Origin of the sequence: Corynebacterium sp. NML120713 (assembly GCF_001875735.1) — a bacterium.
Lineage (GTDB): Bacteria > Actinomycetota > Actinomycetes > Mycobacteriales > Mycobacteriaceae > Corynebacterium > Corynebacterium pseudogenitalium.
In genome coordinates this window covers 33,241-49,093 of the sequence record NZ_MLCR01000016.1, presented here as the reverse complement: position 1 = coordinate 49,093, position 15,853 = coordinate 33,241, and the positions used below count along the sequence as shown (strand labels likewise).

Below are 15,853 nucleotides of genomic sequence, written 5' to 3'. Positions count from 1 at the left end.
CTGTGTCATGAAGCAGGATTTTGGTTCTTTTGGGGGCGAGCTCGTTCGCGGGCTTCGCGAGCAGTTCCCCCACTCCACGATCACGCACGTGGAGGAGATTCCGGCGCGCCCGGCGGAGTACGGCGAGTGGCCCGAGTGGGTGCACCCGGCGCTACGTCACGCGCTGGAGGAGCGCGGTGTGCAGCGGCTGTTTCGCCACCAACAGTTGTGTGCCGAGGCCGCCTGGCGGGGTGAGGACGTTGTGGTGGCGACGGGGACGTCGTCAGGTAAGTCGTTGGGGTATCAGCTGCCGGTGCTTTCGGCGTTGGCGGCGGATGAGCGGGCGTGCGCGCTGTATATCACGCCGACGAAGGCGTTGGGGTCGGATCAGTTGCAGGCGACGTTGGCGCTGACGAAGGATCTGCCTGGGATTACGCCGGCGCCGTATGACGGGGATACGCCGGTTGATGCGCGGCGCGCGATCCGGGATCAGTCGCGGTTCGTGTTCACGAATCCGGATATGTTGCACGCGAGCATCCTGGGTTCGCACGAGCGATGGGCGCGCCTGTTGCGCCACCTGCGTTTCGTTGTTGTGGATGAGTCGCACACTTATCGGGGGGTGTTTGGCGCCAATGTGTCCCTCGTTTTTCGACGCCTGCTTCGCCTCGCCCGCGCGTACGGTTCGGAGCCGACGTTGGTGTTTGCGTCGGCGACGTCGGCGGCCCCGGCGGAGCACGCGGAGCTGTTGTGTGGCAGGCCGGTGCGGGCGGTGGATGTGGATACGGCACCGACGGGTGAGCGCACGGTGGTGTTGTGGGAGCCGGGGTTCATCGAGGGCGCGGAGGGTGAACACGGCGCCCCGGTGAGGTATGCGGCGACGACGGAGGCGGCGTCGATAATGGGGTGGTTGGTGCGTGAGGGGGCGCGGACCTTGACGTTTGTGCGGTCGCGGCCGGCGGCGGAGATTGTGGCGATGCGCGCGCAGGAGGAGTTGAGCGCTGCGGGGCGGCCAGATTTTGCGCGGCGGATCGCGGCGTATCGGGCGGGTTATCTGGCGGAGGACCGTCGTGCGCTGGAGCGCGCCCTGGACGAGGGCGACATCCTGGGCATGGCCACGACGAACGCGCTCGAGCTGGGAATCGACGTCGGCGGGCTCGACGCCGTGGTGATGGCGGGCTATCCGGGTACGGTGGCGTCGTTTCGGCAGCAGGCGGGCCGGGCGGGACGCCGCGGGCAGGGCTCACTGGTGGTGCTCGTTGCCCGCGACGAGCCGATGGATGCCTTCCTGGTGCACCACCCCGCGGCGCTGCTGGGACGCCCGGTGGAGCGCAGCGTGTTCAACCCGTCGAACCCGTACATCCTGCGCGGCCACCTCTACCACGCAGCACACGAGCGCCCGCTGACCTCGAAGGACGTCGACGACTTCGGCGCCCACGACGTGGTGGAGCAAATGTGCGAGGAGGGCCTGCTGCGCAAGCGCCCTCGCGGCTGGTTCCCCGCACCTGACGCGGAGGTGACCGTCTCTATCCGCGACGGTGCTGGCGCCGAGGTGATGATCGTGGACGTCAGCGACGGTCGCCTTTTGGGCACCATCGATGCCGCCCGCGCCCTCACCCAGGTCCACGAGGGCGCCGTGTATGTGCACCAGGGTGAGCACTTCGTGGTGCAGGAACTCAACCTGGACGACTACGTTGCGCTCGTGGAGCCCGCGCAGCCCGACTACACCACCCGCGCCCGCTCCACGACGGACATCCGCATCCTGGGCGAGGCCCACGAGACCCACCAGCTGGCGAAGGGCGTGTGGGTGGCCAGCGTGGACGTCGAGGTCACCGACCGCGTCACCGGCTACGTTGTCCGCCTGGCGGACGGCTCGGTCAGCGAACACATCCCGCTGGACCTGCCCGCGCAGCACCTGGAGACCCGAGCGGTGGCCTACACGATCGACCCCCTGGTGCTGGACTCGCTAGGCATCAGCGCGGGCGAGGTGCCCGGCGCGCTGCACGCCGCGGAGCACGCGGCGATCGGGCTGCTGCCGCTCATCGCCACGTGTGACCGCTGGGACATCGGCGGCGTATCGACGGCCCTCCACCAAGACACACTGCTGCCCACAGTGTTCGTGTACGACGGCCACCCCGGCGGCGCCGGCATGAGCGACGAAGGCTTCGCCCGCTTCCACACGTGGATCACCGCCACCTACGGCGCAGTGGAGTCCTGCCCGTGCGAGCACGGCTGCCCGTCCTGCATCCAGTCTCCAAAGTGCGGCAACGGGAATCAGCCGCTGGATAAGCAGGCGGCGCTGAAGGTGTTGGGGCTCCTGAGCAAGGCGTCATCCGTGGACGCAGAAAACCGGGAATTTGGTGCATAGATCGGGGAGCGAGTGACAAAGGACGCAATCCGGTCGGCCGAATCCGGCAAAAGCCCAGGTCGCAAAAAGTGGGTTGCGTCCTTTGTCACTCGGTTCTGCTGGGGTGACACCAAATCCCTTTGCGCAGGGGTCGCGACCTGGGGAAACGCCACGGCGCCATCCCGAAAAGCGGGATTTTGGTGCACACCTTGGCGCAGCACGCACCAAAATCCATCACAGCCCCTAGCGAGCGGAAATGCTATCCTTTACCTCGAAAGCCCCGGAACGATCCCTGCACTACGAAAGTAGGAGTAAATCGCCGGGGTTACTGGTTTTCAGCTTAATCATAGTCCTTTTGATTGATACACTGCGGGGCATGGATAAACGCACACTCCGCATGTGGATCCCAAACCAGCACGGCGCGTGGGCAATGGCGCTCACCCCCGCCATTGTGGGGACCCTCGGCGTCGCGTTCGGCACCGAGCGCTTCCCGGCCGCGATCGTGTGGTTGTTGATTGCGTGGTTTATCGGATACTGCGCGTTCTTCACGTTCGGCCAGGCGGCCCGGGCACGCACTGTGGAGCGGCGCCGCCAGTACATGCCACCAGTACTCACCTACGGAGCGATCTCCCTGGTCGCGGTAGCGATCGTGGTCATGCAGGATCCGTCGGTGCTCAGGTGGGCGTGGTGCTACGCCCCACTGGTCGGCATCGCTGTGTGGGAAACACTGCAACGCAGACCGCGCTCGCTGGCCAGTGGCGCAGCGACGACGGTCGCCTCCGCACTACTGGTCGCGGTGATCGCGCACCTAGCCGGGTTGCCGACTGATTGGTCCAGCCCGGCGATCGTCGCGACGACGTTTTTGGCGCTCTACTTCACCGGGACGGTGCCGCTGGTCAAGACAATGGTGCGTGACCGCGGCAGCAGCGCCATGCTGGCGTTCAGTATCGGCTACCACGTGGTGGCAATCGTGGTGATGGTCGTATATGCCGCCCTTGTTGGGTTCGGTTGGTGGATGGTCGCGGTACTGGTGTTGGCACTGGCCCGCGCACTGTACTTCCCGCTGAGCGCGCGTCGCGGAAAGCGGTGGACTGTCAAGGACATCGGCAAGGCGGAGGTTGTGCCGTGCATCCTGGCGGCGCTCGCGGCACTTGGGGTGCTGCTCACCGGATAGAGCGGCGCCTGACCAGATTGAGCAGGGTGTATCACAGATCTTCCGCTTCTCTGGCGGTAAAGCTGGGATACTGTAGTTTATGTCCTCTCGAAAAATTCTGCTTCGTCCAGAGTATAGCCATCCAAGCTCTTTATGGCCGTCTAAAGAACTAGTAGTCTCTGAGCCTAAAAACCTAGGGTTCTATCTTCCTGAGGAGATAGGGATTAAGCCAGCTTTAGGAAACGAAATCCTTGAGTGGACGAGGGAATTTCAGGATAATTTTCTCGAGAAACCCGATAGCTTTCATCAGCGCCCGCGCTGGAAAGACCAATTCGATAGATTTCAATGGTATGACGCGGGCTGGGATATCACGTACGCCTTGAGAGATTCATTCCCATCGACGCAGATCATTCCCCGGTTTTCGCAATTTGTTTTTTCCATCAATGAGCGAAGAGAGAATTTCGGAAAGCAGCCACTATGCCTTCCCGGGGACGAACGGGAAGGGTACGTGTCCATCAAGGAATGTCGGGAATAATGAAGAATTGTGGATCGCGCCGTCTGGGACAAATATTGCGAACCAAAACCTAAATAAGTTCAAGGGCTTCTTACCCGCGCCGATATATGCTTTTCCTCATAAAATAATCGATGTTCAAACCTACAAGACCCCGTGGCCGGGTGACCCTCGTGTCAATATTCAAAATGCGAAGGGCAAGGCCAAGCCATATCAAGTGAACCAGGTTCTCGAAGCAATTGAGAAACTAGGCACGCAGAAGAGTGAATCGGAGTAGCCAGCATGGACATCAATAAGTACACCTATCAAGTCTCCTGGTCGGAAGAAGATCAGGAGTACGTGGCGACCGTGGCTGAGTTCCCCTCATTGTCTTGGCTGGATGCAGATCGGCACCAGGCCGAGCGCGGTTTGATTGATCTTGTGACTGAGGTTGTCGAAGACATGGAGGCCTCCGGCGAGGTGGTTCCCGTGCCATTGGGGAGTCGTAACTATTCGGGGAAGTTCAACGTGCGCACGTCTCCGTCGCTGCATCGGCGGTTGGTTATCGCCGCTAAAACAGAGGGAATTTCTCTCAACGCACTAGTCAATCAAAAACTCGCGTCCGTCTAACTGGCGCACAGACCACACGCGCACTGAGATGCTCACGACGAGACGCCACTCACCTGCTAGACCGGCCCGGCGCGCGCCTTCTGCACGGCCCGGCCGACGCGCACGCTGACCTGCACGTCCGACTCGTCGACTTCGCACATTTCGACGCTTCCACCGTTGGCTTGGGCGGTGTCGTTGGCGGTAGAGCAGGCGTCGATACCTTGGTAGAGGGCGGTGGCCGCGGCGACGGCCGAAAGGTCGGCGGCGACGCGCGCCCGATGGGTGTTCGCCACCCCGGCAACCACCGCCGCAACCGCAAGAGCCAGCGCGGTCACCGCGGCGATGATGCCCGCCGTGGTGACAGATGCGGAGCCTTCGTCGCTTCGGAGTTGACCAAGCATGGCTAGCCTCCGAACTCGGTTGGGAAGACGGCGGTGGCCTCCATGCCGCGTACTCGGGCGGTCACGGTGACCATGCCGCCGCGTTCCTGGGTGCTCACGCGCCCGACGGGCGGGTCGTAGTCCAGGCCGATGGCGTGCGCGCGGGCTGCCGCCCCGGCGATGTCCACCGCGGAGATGTAGGCGCCCATCGTGGCCAGCGCCGCGACGATCGCACCGGCGACGACCACCAAAGCACTCAGGGAGAGCGCTGCCTCGATGGTGTTCATCGGCTAGCCCGGCTTGTTGGTCAGGGCGTCGGTGATCACGCCTTCGATGGCGTCCGAGACGCCGTTGCTGGTGACCACCATGTAGAGCACCCCGGCAAGCGCCGCGGCAGCCAAAGTACCAAAGGCGTATTCGATGGTGGACAAACCGTCGTCGTTGGATAGTTTCGCCTGCATACGCGTGATAATTCGGGCAGCGGCAGCGTGAACAAGATTCATAGACATTGAAATCTCCTTATTGGTTGTTGGTGTTTTAAAACAGGGTTTGGCCCAGGCTGACCACCACGGGCGCCAGGCCGAGGACGAAGAACGCCGGCAGGAAGAAGGCGGTCAGGGGGAGTGCGATGAGCACCCCGGCTCGCTCGGCGCGGGCGGTGGCGTGGTCGGCGGCGTCCGCGGTCAGGCTGACCGCGATGCGCTCGCAACCCGCGGCGAGGGTTGCACCCGTGGCGTTAGATAAGGCCACCAGGTGCGCGAGCTCCTCCCCGCCCGGCACCGCGTGTAGCTCCGCCCAGGCGCGTGCCGGGTCGGCCCCGAGCGCGCTGAGCGCTGCCACGGTGTGCCATGGGCTTGGGTCCTCGCCGTGGGTGTCGGCCACTGCGCCCGCGGCGGCTGCAACGGGCAGGCCTGCGCGGCAGCACGCCGCGAAGAGCCGGATGTCGGTTGCGCTCCTGCCGGGGCTTGGCGACGGCCCGTCCCGCGGGGTTTTCGGCGCACGCGGCACATCGCGGCCCACTCTGCCGCGCGGGCTGTGCCCGGCGACGGCCATCGCGCCAGCGATACACAAAGCGGTAACAAACGAACTCATTGGGTTGCCCTTTCGATGATGCGTTGTGACGTACAGAAACCGGCCCCCACCAGCGCAGTGCCGACAATGAGCAGCACCCCGCCCAAGTTGGTGGCGGCCAAAAAGTGCAGCGGGCGCGCCCCCATCGCAGCACCCATACCGATCCCGGCCAGCGGGAGCAGGGAGAGCACCACCGCGCTCGTCTTCGGCCCGGCCAGCGCTGCGGCGGTGGCGGCGCGGTGGCGCAGCGCGGCGTCGATCTCCTCGCGTGCGGCGGTGACCAGGGAGGCGATCGGCACGCCGCGTTGCACCCCGACCCGCCACAGCGCCTCCACCCGGGACAGCTCCGGGGTGCGAAGCCCCGCGGCGTCGCCGGTGCGTAGCACGTGGCAGAACAGGGAGGCGTCGGCACGTAGGTCGGTGGGGGTGGTGTCGGGGAGTTGGTCGGTGGCGCGAAGGGTGGCGTCGAGAAGCGAGGAACCTGCCTGCAGGCTGGCGCTGATGTGGCCGAGAAACTGCGAGGCCGCCTCCTGGCGCCGCACCAACGCCTGCTCGGCGCGGCGCCGCGAGTAGGCGTAGAGCACCGTCGCCCCGGCGAGCGCGGCAGCGATAACCACCGCCGCGCGATCCGTCACGATGACCAGCAGCGCCACGGCGAGCGCCACCGGCGGCACCCACCCCCAGGACACCGCGCGCGGGCGAATCCGACGCGCTGGCACCCCTCCCGTCCAGGCCACACAGGCCGCGAATGCGAACAGGTACGTCATGGCCGCTGCCAGATCACTCGTGTGGTCACCGGGTTGCCCTCCAGGGCACCGATCTGGTGCAGGACGCGGCGGCCGTCGGGGCGGCGCTGCATCACAATCACCGTGTCCAGGGCTGGCGCGAGCTGCGCGTGCAGGGCGTCGCGCCCCATCCCGCCGAGCGCGGCGAGCGCCTCAAACCGGGCCGGGACCTCCTCGATCGCGTTGGCGTGCAAGGTGCCAGCACCGCCCTCGTGACCGGTGTTCAGCGCCGCGAGGAGGTCCGTCACCTCCGCACCACGGATCTCCCCCACCACGATCCGGTCCGGGCGCATCCGCAGCGACTGCCGCACCAGGTCCGCAATCGTGACCTGGCCGGCGCCCTCCGTGTTCACTGCCCGCGTATTCAGGTTCAGCACGTGCGGGTGGTTCGGGGTCAGCTCCAGGGTGTCCTCGATCGCCAGGATCCGCTCGTGCGGCGCCACCTCTGCGAGCATCGCGGAGAGCAACGTCGTCTTGCCCGAACCGGTCCCGCCCACGATGACGAAGGCGCGCCGGACCCGCACGATTTCACGCAGCATCTCGGCGCGTTCCTCGTCCATCGTGCCGCTGGCCACCAGCTCGTCGAGGGTGGCGGTGGTGGTGCGCAGCACGCGCAGCGACAGGCACGTGCCCGCCACAGCCGTGGGTGCCAGCACCGCGTGGAAGCGGATAATCGAGCCGTCCGGCCTGCGGAAATGGCCGTCGCAGTAGGGTTGGGCGTCGTCAAGGCGGCGCCCGCAGCGCAGCGCCAGGCGCGTGGCCAGGCGGCGCACGGACTCCTCGGAGTCGAAGCGGATCTCGCTGCGCTCCAGCCCGTGCCCGCGGTCCACGAACACGCGATCGGGGGCGTTGACGCAAATGTCGGTCACGTCCCCGCTGGCGAGCAGCGGTTCCAGGGGTCCAGCGCCGGAGGTATCGTCGCGAAGTTGGCGCATCGCTGCCAGCACGTCCACGTCACTGATGACGACGGCCTCTTCGCGGATCAGCGCTGCAAGCCGGGTGGCGTCGACCTCCCCGGGCTCGTCGGCCATGCGGCGTTGCACGCGCAGCAGCAAGTCGCGGTCGATGAGGCTCATGAGGCCACCTCCTCGAGCACAGCCTTCGCCGCCTTCGCAAGCCCCGCGGGCAAGCGCGACGGTAGGCCGCACTGCTCGACGCGCTTCGTCAGCCCGCGTACCTGGCCGATGGTGGCCACCACCCGCGAGCCCGCAATGGCGGCGATCTCGTCCACGCCGATGCCGGCCCACCCGATGTCCCTGACCACCAGCACGTGCCGCAGCCCGGCTCGCTCGCACTGGGCGACCAGTTGCGCCGCCGCAGACACCGCCCTGACCTGCGGGGCGACCAGGATCGCCACTACGTCGCAGCGCGCGGGCAGCTGCGAACACGGGGCGTCCACCACGGTCACCCCGCCGGTGCCGAGCACCTCCACCAGCGCCTCAAGATCTCCCACATCAGCCCCGAAACCAGCGCCGGAGACCTCCCTGCTACACGTCATCACCGCCACGCCGTCCGGGGTGGCGGGCAGCGCGCGGCGCACGTCCTCGCGGGCGACCGCACCCTCCCCGATGGCGATCTCGCCCCAGCGCGCACCGATCTCCTCTTCAATGCCGAGCAGCAGGTCCAGCCCGCCCGAGTGGGCGTGCCCATCCACCAGGGTCGACGGCGCCGCGGCCCTGGCGCACGCCGCCGCGAATGTTGAGGCCCCCACCCCGCCGGACGCGCCGACTACACCGATCACCCGGCCCCTCTCGTGGTCCTTCGGTGTCCGCAGCGCACCCAGCGCGCGCAGCAGCTGCCCGGACTGATCCGGGACGTCGTAGGCGCCGCGCTGCTGGCCGAGCTCAAAACAGTTCGGGCGGCGCAGTACCGCGGGTGGCAGGTGGGTGGCGAAGTGGGCGTCGATAAGTATGGCGAAGGCCTGCTCACAGCGGCGGGCGACCTCCGCCGGCTCGGCGCTACTGAGGTCGGTGACGGGCATCCCCGTTGCCGCCGCGAGGTGCATCGCCTCTGGGTGTAGTGCCGCGTCGCTGACAGCGATGGTGATGTTGTGCGTGCTCATGGCTTCGAGCATCACCCACGCCACAACCGCCCCTCAACGGTTTGGAATGCGCCTGTGGATAACTCCCGTGCTGCCTGAACGCTCGACCCTGATTTGTGGATAACATTCTGCACACCCAAACGCGTTCGTGTATGTGGCGTTAGAATGTGCCTCATGGCTTCGAACTCGGCACCGGTAGCGGCGTTTTTTGATCTGGATAAGACGATCATCGCCACCTCGTCCGTGTTCGCGTTCGGCAAAGAGTTCCTGAACAACGGCATGATCACGCGCCAGGAAGCGCTGGACTTGTACCTGACCAAGGCCGCCTACATGCTCATCGGGCAGAGCAGCGAAAAGATGGACACCACCCGCGACAACCTGGCCAACATGATCACCGGCTGGAGCGTCGAGGATGTCACCGCTGTGACCACCGAGACCATGCACAACGTGATCACCCCGGCGATCTACTCGGAGGCCCGCGAGCTCATCGAGGCGCACCGCGAGCTCGGCCACGACGTCATTATTATTTCGGCGTCGGCAAATATCCTGGTCGCGCCGATTGCGAAGGAGCTGGGCATCGACATGATTGTCGCCAGCGAGGTCGAGGTTGTCGACGGCACCCTCACCGGCCGCATCACCCGCTACCTCAAAGGCGACGCCAAAGCCGAAGCCATCCGCGAATTCGTCGCCGAACACGGCTACGACCTGGAGCGCAGCTACGCCTACTCCGACTCCGCCACCGACATCCCCATGCTGGAGCTGGTGGGCAACCCCGTCGCAGTCAACCCGGACCGGGCGCTGCGCAAGCACGCGCAGGCGGAGGGCTGGGACGTGCAAACGTTCAAGAACCCGGAGCCGCTGATCCAGATGCCGAACGCGAAAGAAGTCGGTATCGGGGCGTCCGTCATCGCGGGCGTGACCGCGTTAGCCGTGGCAGGGACGCTGCTGGCGAAGGCCATTAAGAAAGATAAGTCTGCCTAAGCCCTGAGGGTGTGCGACAAATCCCATCAATGGTTGCTAGGGTTGAGTGCATTCAATAATCGCAGGAAGGTTGAACATACAGTGAGCAACGAAGGTCTGTACACCAGTGGAACGTCCGCAGTGTCCGCAAAGGTTAACTCGATTCCTTTGCACGACACCGATGTCACCCACCCGGGCAAGGACTCCATCGGTACGTTGATTTCGAACGCCTCCGAGCAGGTTTCCACGCTTGTTCGCGGCGAGATTGAGCTGGCCAAGGCCGAGGTCATCGGCGAGGCCAAGAAGGGCGCCGTCGGCGGCGGCCTCCTGGGCGTCGCGGGTGTCATCGCCCTGTACTCCTCCTTCTTCCTCTTCTTCGCGTTCGCCGAGATGCTGTCCTCCTGGATGCACCGGGGTTGGGCGTTCCTGATTGTCTTCGCCATCATGATCGCCCTGGCGGGCATTCTGGCGCTGGTCGGCGTGAAGAGCCTGAAGAAGATCCGCGCGCCGAAGAAGACCATCGATTCCGTCAACGAGCTGAAGAACCTGCGCCCAGGCCAGGCGCAGAAGAACCTTGCCAAGGACAGCTCGGGGCTCTACACGGGCTCGAACTAGGGCGTGCCAGACTTTTCGACGTCCCCTTCGGCCATCGACCTACCTGGTCCCTTCACCCACGAGTGGTTGCACACTCGTGGGTTGCGTCTGCATGCGGCCGTCGCGGGCGACCCTACGAATCCCCTGCTGTTGCTGCTGCACAGCGCGTTCGGCGGCTGGTATGACTACCGCAACCGCATCGCCGACTTTGCCGATTCCGGCTATCACGTCGCAGCCCTCGACCTGCGTGGCTGCGGTCTGTCCGACAAGCCGGTGCGCCGCAGCGGCGACGCCCTCCTGCTGCACGCCGGTGACCTGAAGGGCGCGATCCACACGCTGGGCCACGACTCCGCGGAGGTGATCAGCGCGGGCGCCTCCACCGTGATCACGAACACGCTGCGGGAGCGGTCCCCGCACCTGGTCACGCGCCACACCTCAGCACCATGGACCGGCAGCAAAGCCGCCTTTGTGCCGACGCCCCTCTACCGCCACTTCCCGGCCCTCTTCGACCAACTGTGGCTGCGTGACCTGCTACGCAACCAACCCGAGGACGCCACCGCCGACCACCTGCGCCTGCGCCGGGACGGCACCCACATCACCAACGCGCTGCCCTACATTCTGGAGCTCGCGCGCATCGAAGCCCGCATGTAGCTAGCGCCCGACGCACGCCCCCGTACCAACCTGCTCACGCAGCCCAGCGATCTCGCCCGTACGCTCCAGGATCTGCTGCGCGGTGAGCACGTAACCGGTCTCCGTGGCGTCCACAGAGGCACCGAACACCATGCCCGCGACACCGCCGGACGGGGTCAGCATCGGCCCACCCGAGTTGCCCTGACGGATATTGCCGCGGATCGTGTACACCTGGCGTTGCACGTGCCGCTTCGCGTAAATATCGGGGCCAGACAGGCTGACTTGGTTGCGCACCCGCACCGGCATCGCCTCAAACGGGCCGGACTCCGGGAAACCCATCACCAGGGCGCTGTCGCCGGTGCGCAGCGTGCCCTCCGCCCAGCGCAGCGGCGCGATCCCCAGCGCCTCCGCGTGCAGCACCGCGATGTCCGCCTCCGAGTCGTAGAAGACCACTTTTGCCTTCTTCACCCCAAGCACCGTGTCCAGGGACACCGTCTCCGTACCCGCCACCACGTGCGCGTTGGTGAGCACGTAACCGTCCTCGATCACGAATCCGGAGCCCATCAGCCGCCGACTGCAGGACTCCGCGTCCCCCATCACGTGCACCACGGAGGCGCGGACGGCGTCGACAAGCTCGGGGCGCGCAACCGACGGGTCCGGGGCGTCGACCTCCGCGTGCCCATCCGAGGCAAACGGGGAAATCAGCGGCGGCAGGCCCGAATCCGCCAGCACCGCCGCCACCTGCGACGGCAACTGCTTGCCCGCCGCCGGCATCGCGGCATCAATCTGCGTGAGCACCCGCGAGCTCTGCAGGTGCTTCGCCCATGCCCCCGGCAACGACGCCGCCAACGGCATACACACGCACCACACCAACGCCACCGCTACGGCCCCCTGGAACAGGGCACCGAACAGCGAATCGAGACGCTGCGCCGCCTTCCGTCGGAACCGGTCATGCACCCAGTCACCCACCGTCGATCCCGCGAAGGACCCCAGGCAGACCACCAGGACAACCACCACAATAAGCACCGCCACGCGCACCCACTGCGCTTCCGCGCGCTGAATCAACGGCGGCACCCCCACCACCGCGAGCGTCAGGCCAGCCACGATCCCCAGGGCCGACAGCACCGCCGAAAACGCACCGCGCCGCCAACCACTCACACAGGCGGCGAGCACGATGATGAGGATGAGGACGTCGATAAGCACTAGAGCCCCACCGCTTCCTCAAGCTCCTCCAGCGAGCCGAACTCCTTCGGGAACAACCCAACCTGCCGCCCATCGCGCAACACCAACGTCAACGGCACCACCGCAGGCAGCCCCAACGCGCCCGCGAATGCATTCTCACTGTCCTGGTAACTCGGCACATCGACACCCAGATCCCCCAACAACGCCGCCCCATTCGCAGCGTTGCCATCCGCGTGCACACCCACCACACGCACGTCCGGGTGCGCCTTCGCCAGCGCGTCAAACAACGGCAACTCCGCGCGGCACGGCTCGCACCACCACGCCCACACGTTCACCACCGTCAAGCCCGACTCCGACTCCTGGCCCGACTCCCCACCCAAACACGGCAACGCGACGCCGGCCACAGTCGGGCCCGGGCAATCCGGGCGCTGCGCCACCTGCGCCGTCGTGGCGGGCTGGTTATCCGGCTGCGCCGGTTCCCCAGGTTGCAACAACTGCCACGCACCCCCAACCACCAGCGCCGACACCACCACAATCGCAGCGACGCTCGCAACCACCGACCTACTCGCGCTCACACCTGCTCCATCTCGCCCTTGACACGTTTCGCCGCCTCAGCAGGATCCGTCGGACCCTCCAGACCAAAGCTGGGACAATCGTACGCGATAGGGCAGACACCACACGCCGGCGACTTGGCATGACAGACCCTCCGGCCCTCAAAAATGATCCGATGCGAAAACATCGTCCACTCCGAAGGCTCAATCAACTCCGCCACAGCATGCTCAATCTTCACCGCGTTCGAGCCCAAGGAGGCGTCGATAAGCTTCAGCCTGTGCATCAAACGCTGAAAATGCGTATCGACGGTCAGCCCCGGCCTCCCAAACGCATTCCCCCGCACAACGTGCGCCGTCTTGCGCCCCACACCCGGCAAGCTCACCAAGTCCTCCAACGCGACCGGCACCTCACCCCCAAAATCCGACACCAACTTCTGCCCCAACCCAATCAAGTTCGCAGCCTTCGCGCGGAAGAAGCCCGTCGGGCGAATGATCTCCTCTACCTCCGCCTGCGACGCCGCCGCATAATCCGCCGCCGTCGGGTACGCCCGGAACAGCGCGGGGGTGACCTGATTCACCCGCACATCCGTCGTCTGCGCCGACAACACCGTCGCCACCAGCAGCTCCAGCGGGTTCGAAAAATCCAACTCCGCATGGGCATCAGGGAACGCTTTCGCCAGCGTACGATTAATCCTCCGCGCACGACGCTTCCGCGCCAACGGCGACTCCTCCCCCTTCAACACCGGATGCTTACCAGGGACCCGCCGCTGCTGCGGCGTCAACGAACCAGACATGCTTTCTCACCTTAACGGGGTAAGCGATACGATGGACGCATGGCAGTACTCTTAGTCGTCGCGATTCCCCTCATTCTCGGGCTGTTCACCATAGGAATGGAACACCTAGAGTCCGCAGTCGTCGACTAGTGGTACAGTTCCAGTGTGGTGTGACTCACGCACACTTCAAGAGCTAACGTGACAACCGACACGGGACTGTCACACCCGTCCACAAGGAGGATTCATGGAAGGCGCACACGAAATTCTCGCCCGCGCGGGCATATTTCAAGGCGTGGATCCCGCGGCCGTCGCAGCACTGATCCAAGACATGGAAACAGTCACATTCAACCGCGGCACCACCATTTTCGACGAAGGTGAACCCGGCAACCGCCTCTACATCATCATCAGCGGCAAAGTGAAGCTCGCCCGCCACGCCCCCGACGGACGCGAAAACCTCCTCTCCGTCATGGGCCCCTCCGACATGTTCGGCGAACTGTCCATCTTCGACCCAGGACCACGCACCTCCTCCGCAGTGTGCGTCACCGAAGTCACCGCGGCCACCATGGACTCCACGCTGCTGAAGAAGTGGATCGACAACCACCCAGAAATCTCCCAGCAGCTCCTCCGCGTCCTGGCCCGCCGTCTCCGCCGCACCAACGCGTCCCTCGCCGACCTCATCTTCACCGACGTCCCCGGCCGCGTTGCCAAAACCCTCCTCCAGCTGGCGAACCGGTTCGGCACCCAGGAAGGCGGCGTCCTCCGCGTCAACCACGACCTCACCCAAGAGGAAATCGCCCAGCTTGTCGGCGCCTCCCGCGAGACCGTCAACAAAGCCCTGGCAACCTTCGCCCACCGCGACTGGATCCGCCTCGAAGGCAAGTCCGTGGTCATCGTGAACACGGAGCACCTCGCCCGCCGCGCGCGGTAAGCTGCTGTTCTAGTTTTTGCCTGTTTTGTGAGCCCCCGGGCCTTCCCCGGGGGTTTTCTTCTGCCTGCTTGGGGGTAGGTCTGGCTGCGCGCAGGTTCCTGGACACCAAATTTCTGGTTTTGGGGAACGCTGCCAGCGTTTCCCCAGGTCGCTGGCGCCACGTGCAGGAATGTGGTGCCACTCCGGCCGACTCGAGCTACATAGGACACATCGCCCAATGGACTGCACATATAAACATGCAGGTACGAAAAGGGTTAGATATAAAACGGTGCGCCTTTTGTCACTGACGCCTCAAGGAGACGCACCAAATTCCATCGTCGGCAATCTGCGACCTGGGCTTTTCCAGACCACCCCTGTTGGAAATGGGGGAATTTGGTGCCACGCAGATTGGTCCAAGCACCAAATTCCCACGCTAAAACCCTACGAACTGGTGAAACGCAAAACTCGATCCCGAAACCCTGGAATTTGGTGCAGCGCCAGCCATGCAAAAGGCAACACAAAAGCCCTAGCTGCCAGCATCCACGACTCAGGCAACTAGGGCTCTAGAACTCAAAACACCAGGAACTAGTGTTCCTTCAGGTAACGCAGGGCGACGCGCGTGGACTGTTCGGCGGCGCCGCGGAGGACTGGGTCGACGTCGTCGTAGATGGCGTCGACAAGGGTGTTGATGTCTACGTCCTCGCCGTACTTCTTCAGAGCCTCACGGATTTGGTCGAGGCGCTGCTCGCGGCGGTCGATGTACTTGCGGGCGAAAGCAGAGAGGTCCGGGGCGTCGGGGCCGTGGCCTGGGAGCAGCGGGATGTTCTTGCCGCGGCGCTCCAGCATGGACAGCGTTTCCAGGTATTGGGCCAAGTCGCCGTCGGTTTCGGAGATCATGGTGGTGTGGCGGCCGGCGATGGTATCGCCGGTAATGATGCCTTCGAGCTGGTCATCTTCGACGTCGTGGGTGTAGACGAAGAAGCAGGTAGAGTCCGCGGTGTGGCCCGGGGTCGCAACGACCTGGATCTTGGGGGAGACGCCTTCGATGGAGATGATTTCGCCATCGGTGAGTGGCTCGGCGCCGTGGGTGTAGCGGGCGTCAAGAGCACGGATTGGGGCGCCGGTGAGCTGCGAGAAGCGGCGGGCGCCGTCGGCGTGGTCGTGGTGGCGGTGAGTCAGGAGGATGAGGGCAACCTTGTTCGCTTTAGACTGCAGGACGTTGAGGTGGCCTTCGTCTTCTGGGCCCGGGTCGACGACGATGCTGTACTCGTCTTCGGGGTCGCGCACAACCCAGGAGTTTGTGCCTTCGAGCGCCGCGTAGCTTGGATTGGGCGCTAGAACGACCGCGACGGATGCCGTTACAGGACGCAACTGACTATAAGCGGGATGCTGCATGCCACCCAC

19 protein-coding genes are annotated in these 15,853 nt (G+C 65.1%); 8 read left to right on the top strand and 11 right to left on the bottom strand.

From position 1 onward, the window contains the following. Positions 1 to 7 precede the first annotated feature (7 nt). The 4 genes from BJP06_RS09005 to BJP06_RS08985 all read left to right on the top strand — a co-directional run bounded on the left by BJP06_RS09005 (position 8) and on the right by BJP06_RS08985 (position 4,596). Positions 8 to 2,344, top strand: coding sequence for a DEAD/DEAH box helicase (locus tag BJP06_RS09005; protein ID WP_071573616.1), 2,337 nt, complete (start codon positions 8 to 10; stop codon positions 2,342 to 2,344). Positions 2,345 to 2,699: 355 nt separating this feature from the next. Then, entirely contained in the window at positions 2,700 to 3,497 is a 798-nt protein-coding gene (locus BJP06_RS09000) for a YwiC-like family protein (RefSeq protein ID WP_071573615.1), read from the top strand. A 422-nt stretch (positions 3,498 to 3,919) separates the two neighbouring features. Then, the gene (locus BJP06_RS12335) at positions 3,920 to 4,264 is read left to right on the top strand and encodes a hypothetical protein (protein WP_240492752.1); all 345 of its coding nucleotides are present in this window, start codon (positions 3,920 to 3,922) and stop codon (positions 4,262 to 4,264) included. Positions 4,265 to 4,269: 5 nt separating this feature from the next. Next, positions 4,270 to 4,596, top strand: a complete 327-nt coding sequence (locus BJP06_RS08985; RefSeq protein ID WP_070363243.1) for a type II toxin-antitoxin system HicB family antitoxin — start codon at positions 4,270 to 4,272, stop codon at positions 4,594 to 4,596. Positions 4,597 to 4,652: 56 nt separating this feature from the next. On the opposite strand, the gene BJP06_RS08980 is transcribed toward BJP06_RS08985, so the two are convergent. From BJP06_RS08980 to BJP06_RS08950, 7 genes are read right to left on the bottom strand one after another with little or no spacing between them, the layout of a single operon-like run. Continuing rightward, positions 4,653 to 4,976: an Rv3654c family TadE-like protein gene (locus tag BJP06_RS08980; protein WP_071573614.1), complete on the bottom strand. Its 324-nt coding sequence runs from the start codon at positions 4,974 to 4,976 to the stop codon at positions 4,653 to 4,655. A 2-nt stretch (positions 4,977 to 4,978) separates the two neighbouring features. Further along, positions 4,979 to 5,242, bottom strand: a complete 264-nt coding sequence (locus tag BJP06_RS08975; RefSeq protein WP_071573613.1) for a hypothetical protein — start codon at positions 5,240 to 5,242, stop codon at positions 4,979 to 4,981. 3 nt (positions 5,243 to 5,245) lie between these two features. Next, positions 5,246 to 5,458, bottom strand: a complete 213-nt coding sequence (locus tag BJP06_RS08970) for a DUF4244 domain-containing protein (RefSeq protein ID WP_070363246.1) — start codon at positions 5,456 to 5,458, stop codon at positions 5,246 to 5,248. 34 nt (positions 5,459 to 5,492) lie between these two features. Further along, complete coding sequence (locus tag BJP06_RS08965; protein ID WP_071573612.1) at positions 5,493 to 6,047, bottom strand: type II secretion system F family protein; 555 nt, start codon at positions 6,045 to 6,047, stop codon at positions 5,493 to 5,495. Beyond that, on the bottom strand, positions 6,044 to 6,793 hold the full coding sequence (locus BJP06_RS08960) for a type II secretion system F family protein (protein WP_071573611.1): 750 nt from the start codon (positions 6,791 to 6,793) through the stop codon (positions 6,044 to 6,046). The genes BJP06_RS08965 and BJP06_RS08960 overlap by 4 nt, the downstream gene beginning before the upstream one ends. Then, the gene (locus BJP06_RS08955) at positions 6,790 to 7,887 is read right to left on the bottom strand and encodes a TadA family conjugal transfer-associated ATPase (RefSeq protein ID WP_071573610.1); all 1,098 of its coding nucleotides are present in this window, start codon (positions 7,885 to 7,887) and stop codon (positions 6,790 to 6,792) included. The genes BJP06_RS08960 and BJP06_RS08955 overlap by 4 nt, the downstream gene beginning before the upstream one ends. After that, entirely contained in the window at positions 7,884 to 8,873 is a 990-nt protein-coding gene (locus BJP06_RS08950; RefSeq protein ID WP_252931729.1) for a hypothetical protein, read from the bottom strand. The genes BJP06_RS08955 and BJP06_RS08950 overlap by 4 nt, the downstream gene beginning before the upstream one ends. Before the next feature lie 153 nt (positions 8,874 to 9,026). Here BJP06_RS08950 and BJP06_RS08945 point away from each other — a divergent pair, with 153 nt between their 5' ends. The 3 genes from BJP06_RS08945 (at position 9,027) to BJP06_RS08935 (ending at position 11,057) form a co-directional block, all read left to right on the top strand. Then, complete coding sequence (locus BJP06_RS08945; protein ID WP_070477314.1) at positions 9,027 to 9,833, top strand: HAD family phosphatase; 807 nt, start codon at positions 9,027 to 9,029, stop codon at positions 9,831 to 9,833. 81 nt (positions 9,834 to 9,914) lie between these two features. After that, the gene (locus tag BJP06_RS08940; protein WP_070363251.1) at positions 9,915 to 10,427 is read left to right on the top strand and encodes a phage holin family protein; all 513 of its coding nucleotides are present in this window, start codon (positions 9,915 to 9,917) and stop codon (positions 10,425 to 10,427) included. Positions 10,428 to 10,430: 3 nt separating this feature from the next. Then, positions 10,431 to 11,057: an alpha/beta fold hydrolase gene (locus BJP06_RS08935; RefSeq protein ID WP_071573609.1), complete on the top strand. Its 627-nt coding sequence runs from the start codon at positions 10,431 to 10,433 to the stop codon at positions 11,055 to 11,057. Here the strand turns inward: BJP06_RS08935 and BJP06_RS08930 are convergent, their stop codons facing one another. From BJP06_RS08930 to nth, 3 genes are read right to left on the bottom strand one after another with little or no spacing between them, the layout of a single operon-like run. Further along, the gene (locus tag BJP06_RS08930) at positions 11,058 to 12,239 is read right to left on the bottom strand and encodes a MarP family serine protease (protein WP_070477313.1); all 1,182 of its coding nucleotides are present in this window, start codon (positions 12,237 to 12,239) and stop codon (positions 11,058 to 11,060) included. Next, the gene (locus tag BJP06_RS08925; RefSeq protein WP_070477311.1) at positions 12,239 to 12,793 is read right to left on the bottom strand and encodes a TlpA disulfide reductase family protein; all 555 of its coding nucleotides are present in this window, start codon (positions 12,791 to 12,793) and stop codon (positions 12,239 to 12,241) included. Before BJP06_RS08925 ends, BJP06_RS08930 begins: the two co-directional genes overlap by 1 nt. After that, positions 12,790 to 13,563 (bottom strand): endonuclease III, encoded by a 774-nt coding sequence (gene nth, locus BJP06_RS08920; protein WP_070975165.1) that lies wholly within the window; start codon positions 13,561 to 13,563, stop codon positions 12,790 to 12,792. The genes BJP06_RS08925 and nth overlap by 4 nt, the downstream gene beginning before the upstream one ends. A 223-nt stretch (positions 13,564 to 13,786) precedes the next feature. On the opposite strand from nth, the gene glxR reads away from it, so the two are divergent. Then, positions 13,787 to 14,470: a CRP-like cAMP-activated global transcriptional regulator GlxR gene (glxR, locus tag BJP06_RS08915; protein WP_070363256.1), complete on the top strand. Its 684-nt coding sequence runs from the start codon at positions 13,787 to 13,789 to the stop codon at positions 14,468 to 14,470. 564 nt (positions 14,471 to 15,034) lie between these two features. Here the strand turns inward: glxR and BJP06_RS08910 are convergent. After that, complete coding sequence (locus BJP06_RS08910; RefSeq protein ID WP_071573642.1) at positions 15,035 to 15,844, bottom strand: MBL fold metallo-hydrolase; 810 nt, start codon at positions 15,842 to 15,844, stop codon at positions 15,035 to 15,037. Positions 15,845 to 15,853 lie beyond the last annotated feature (9 nt).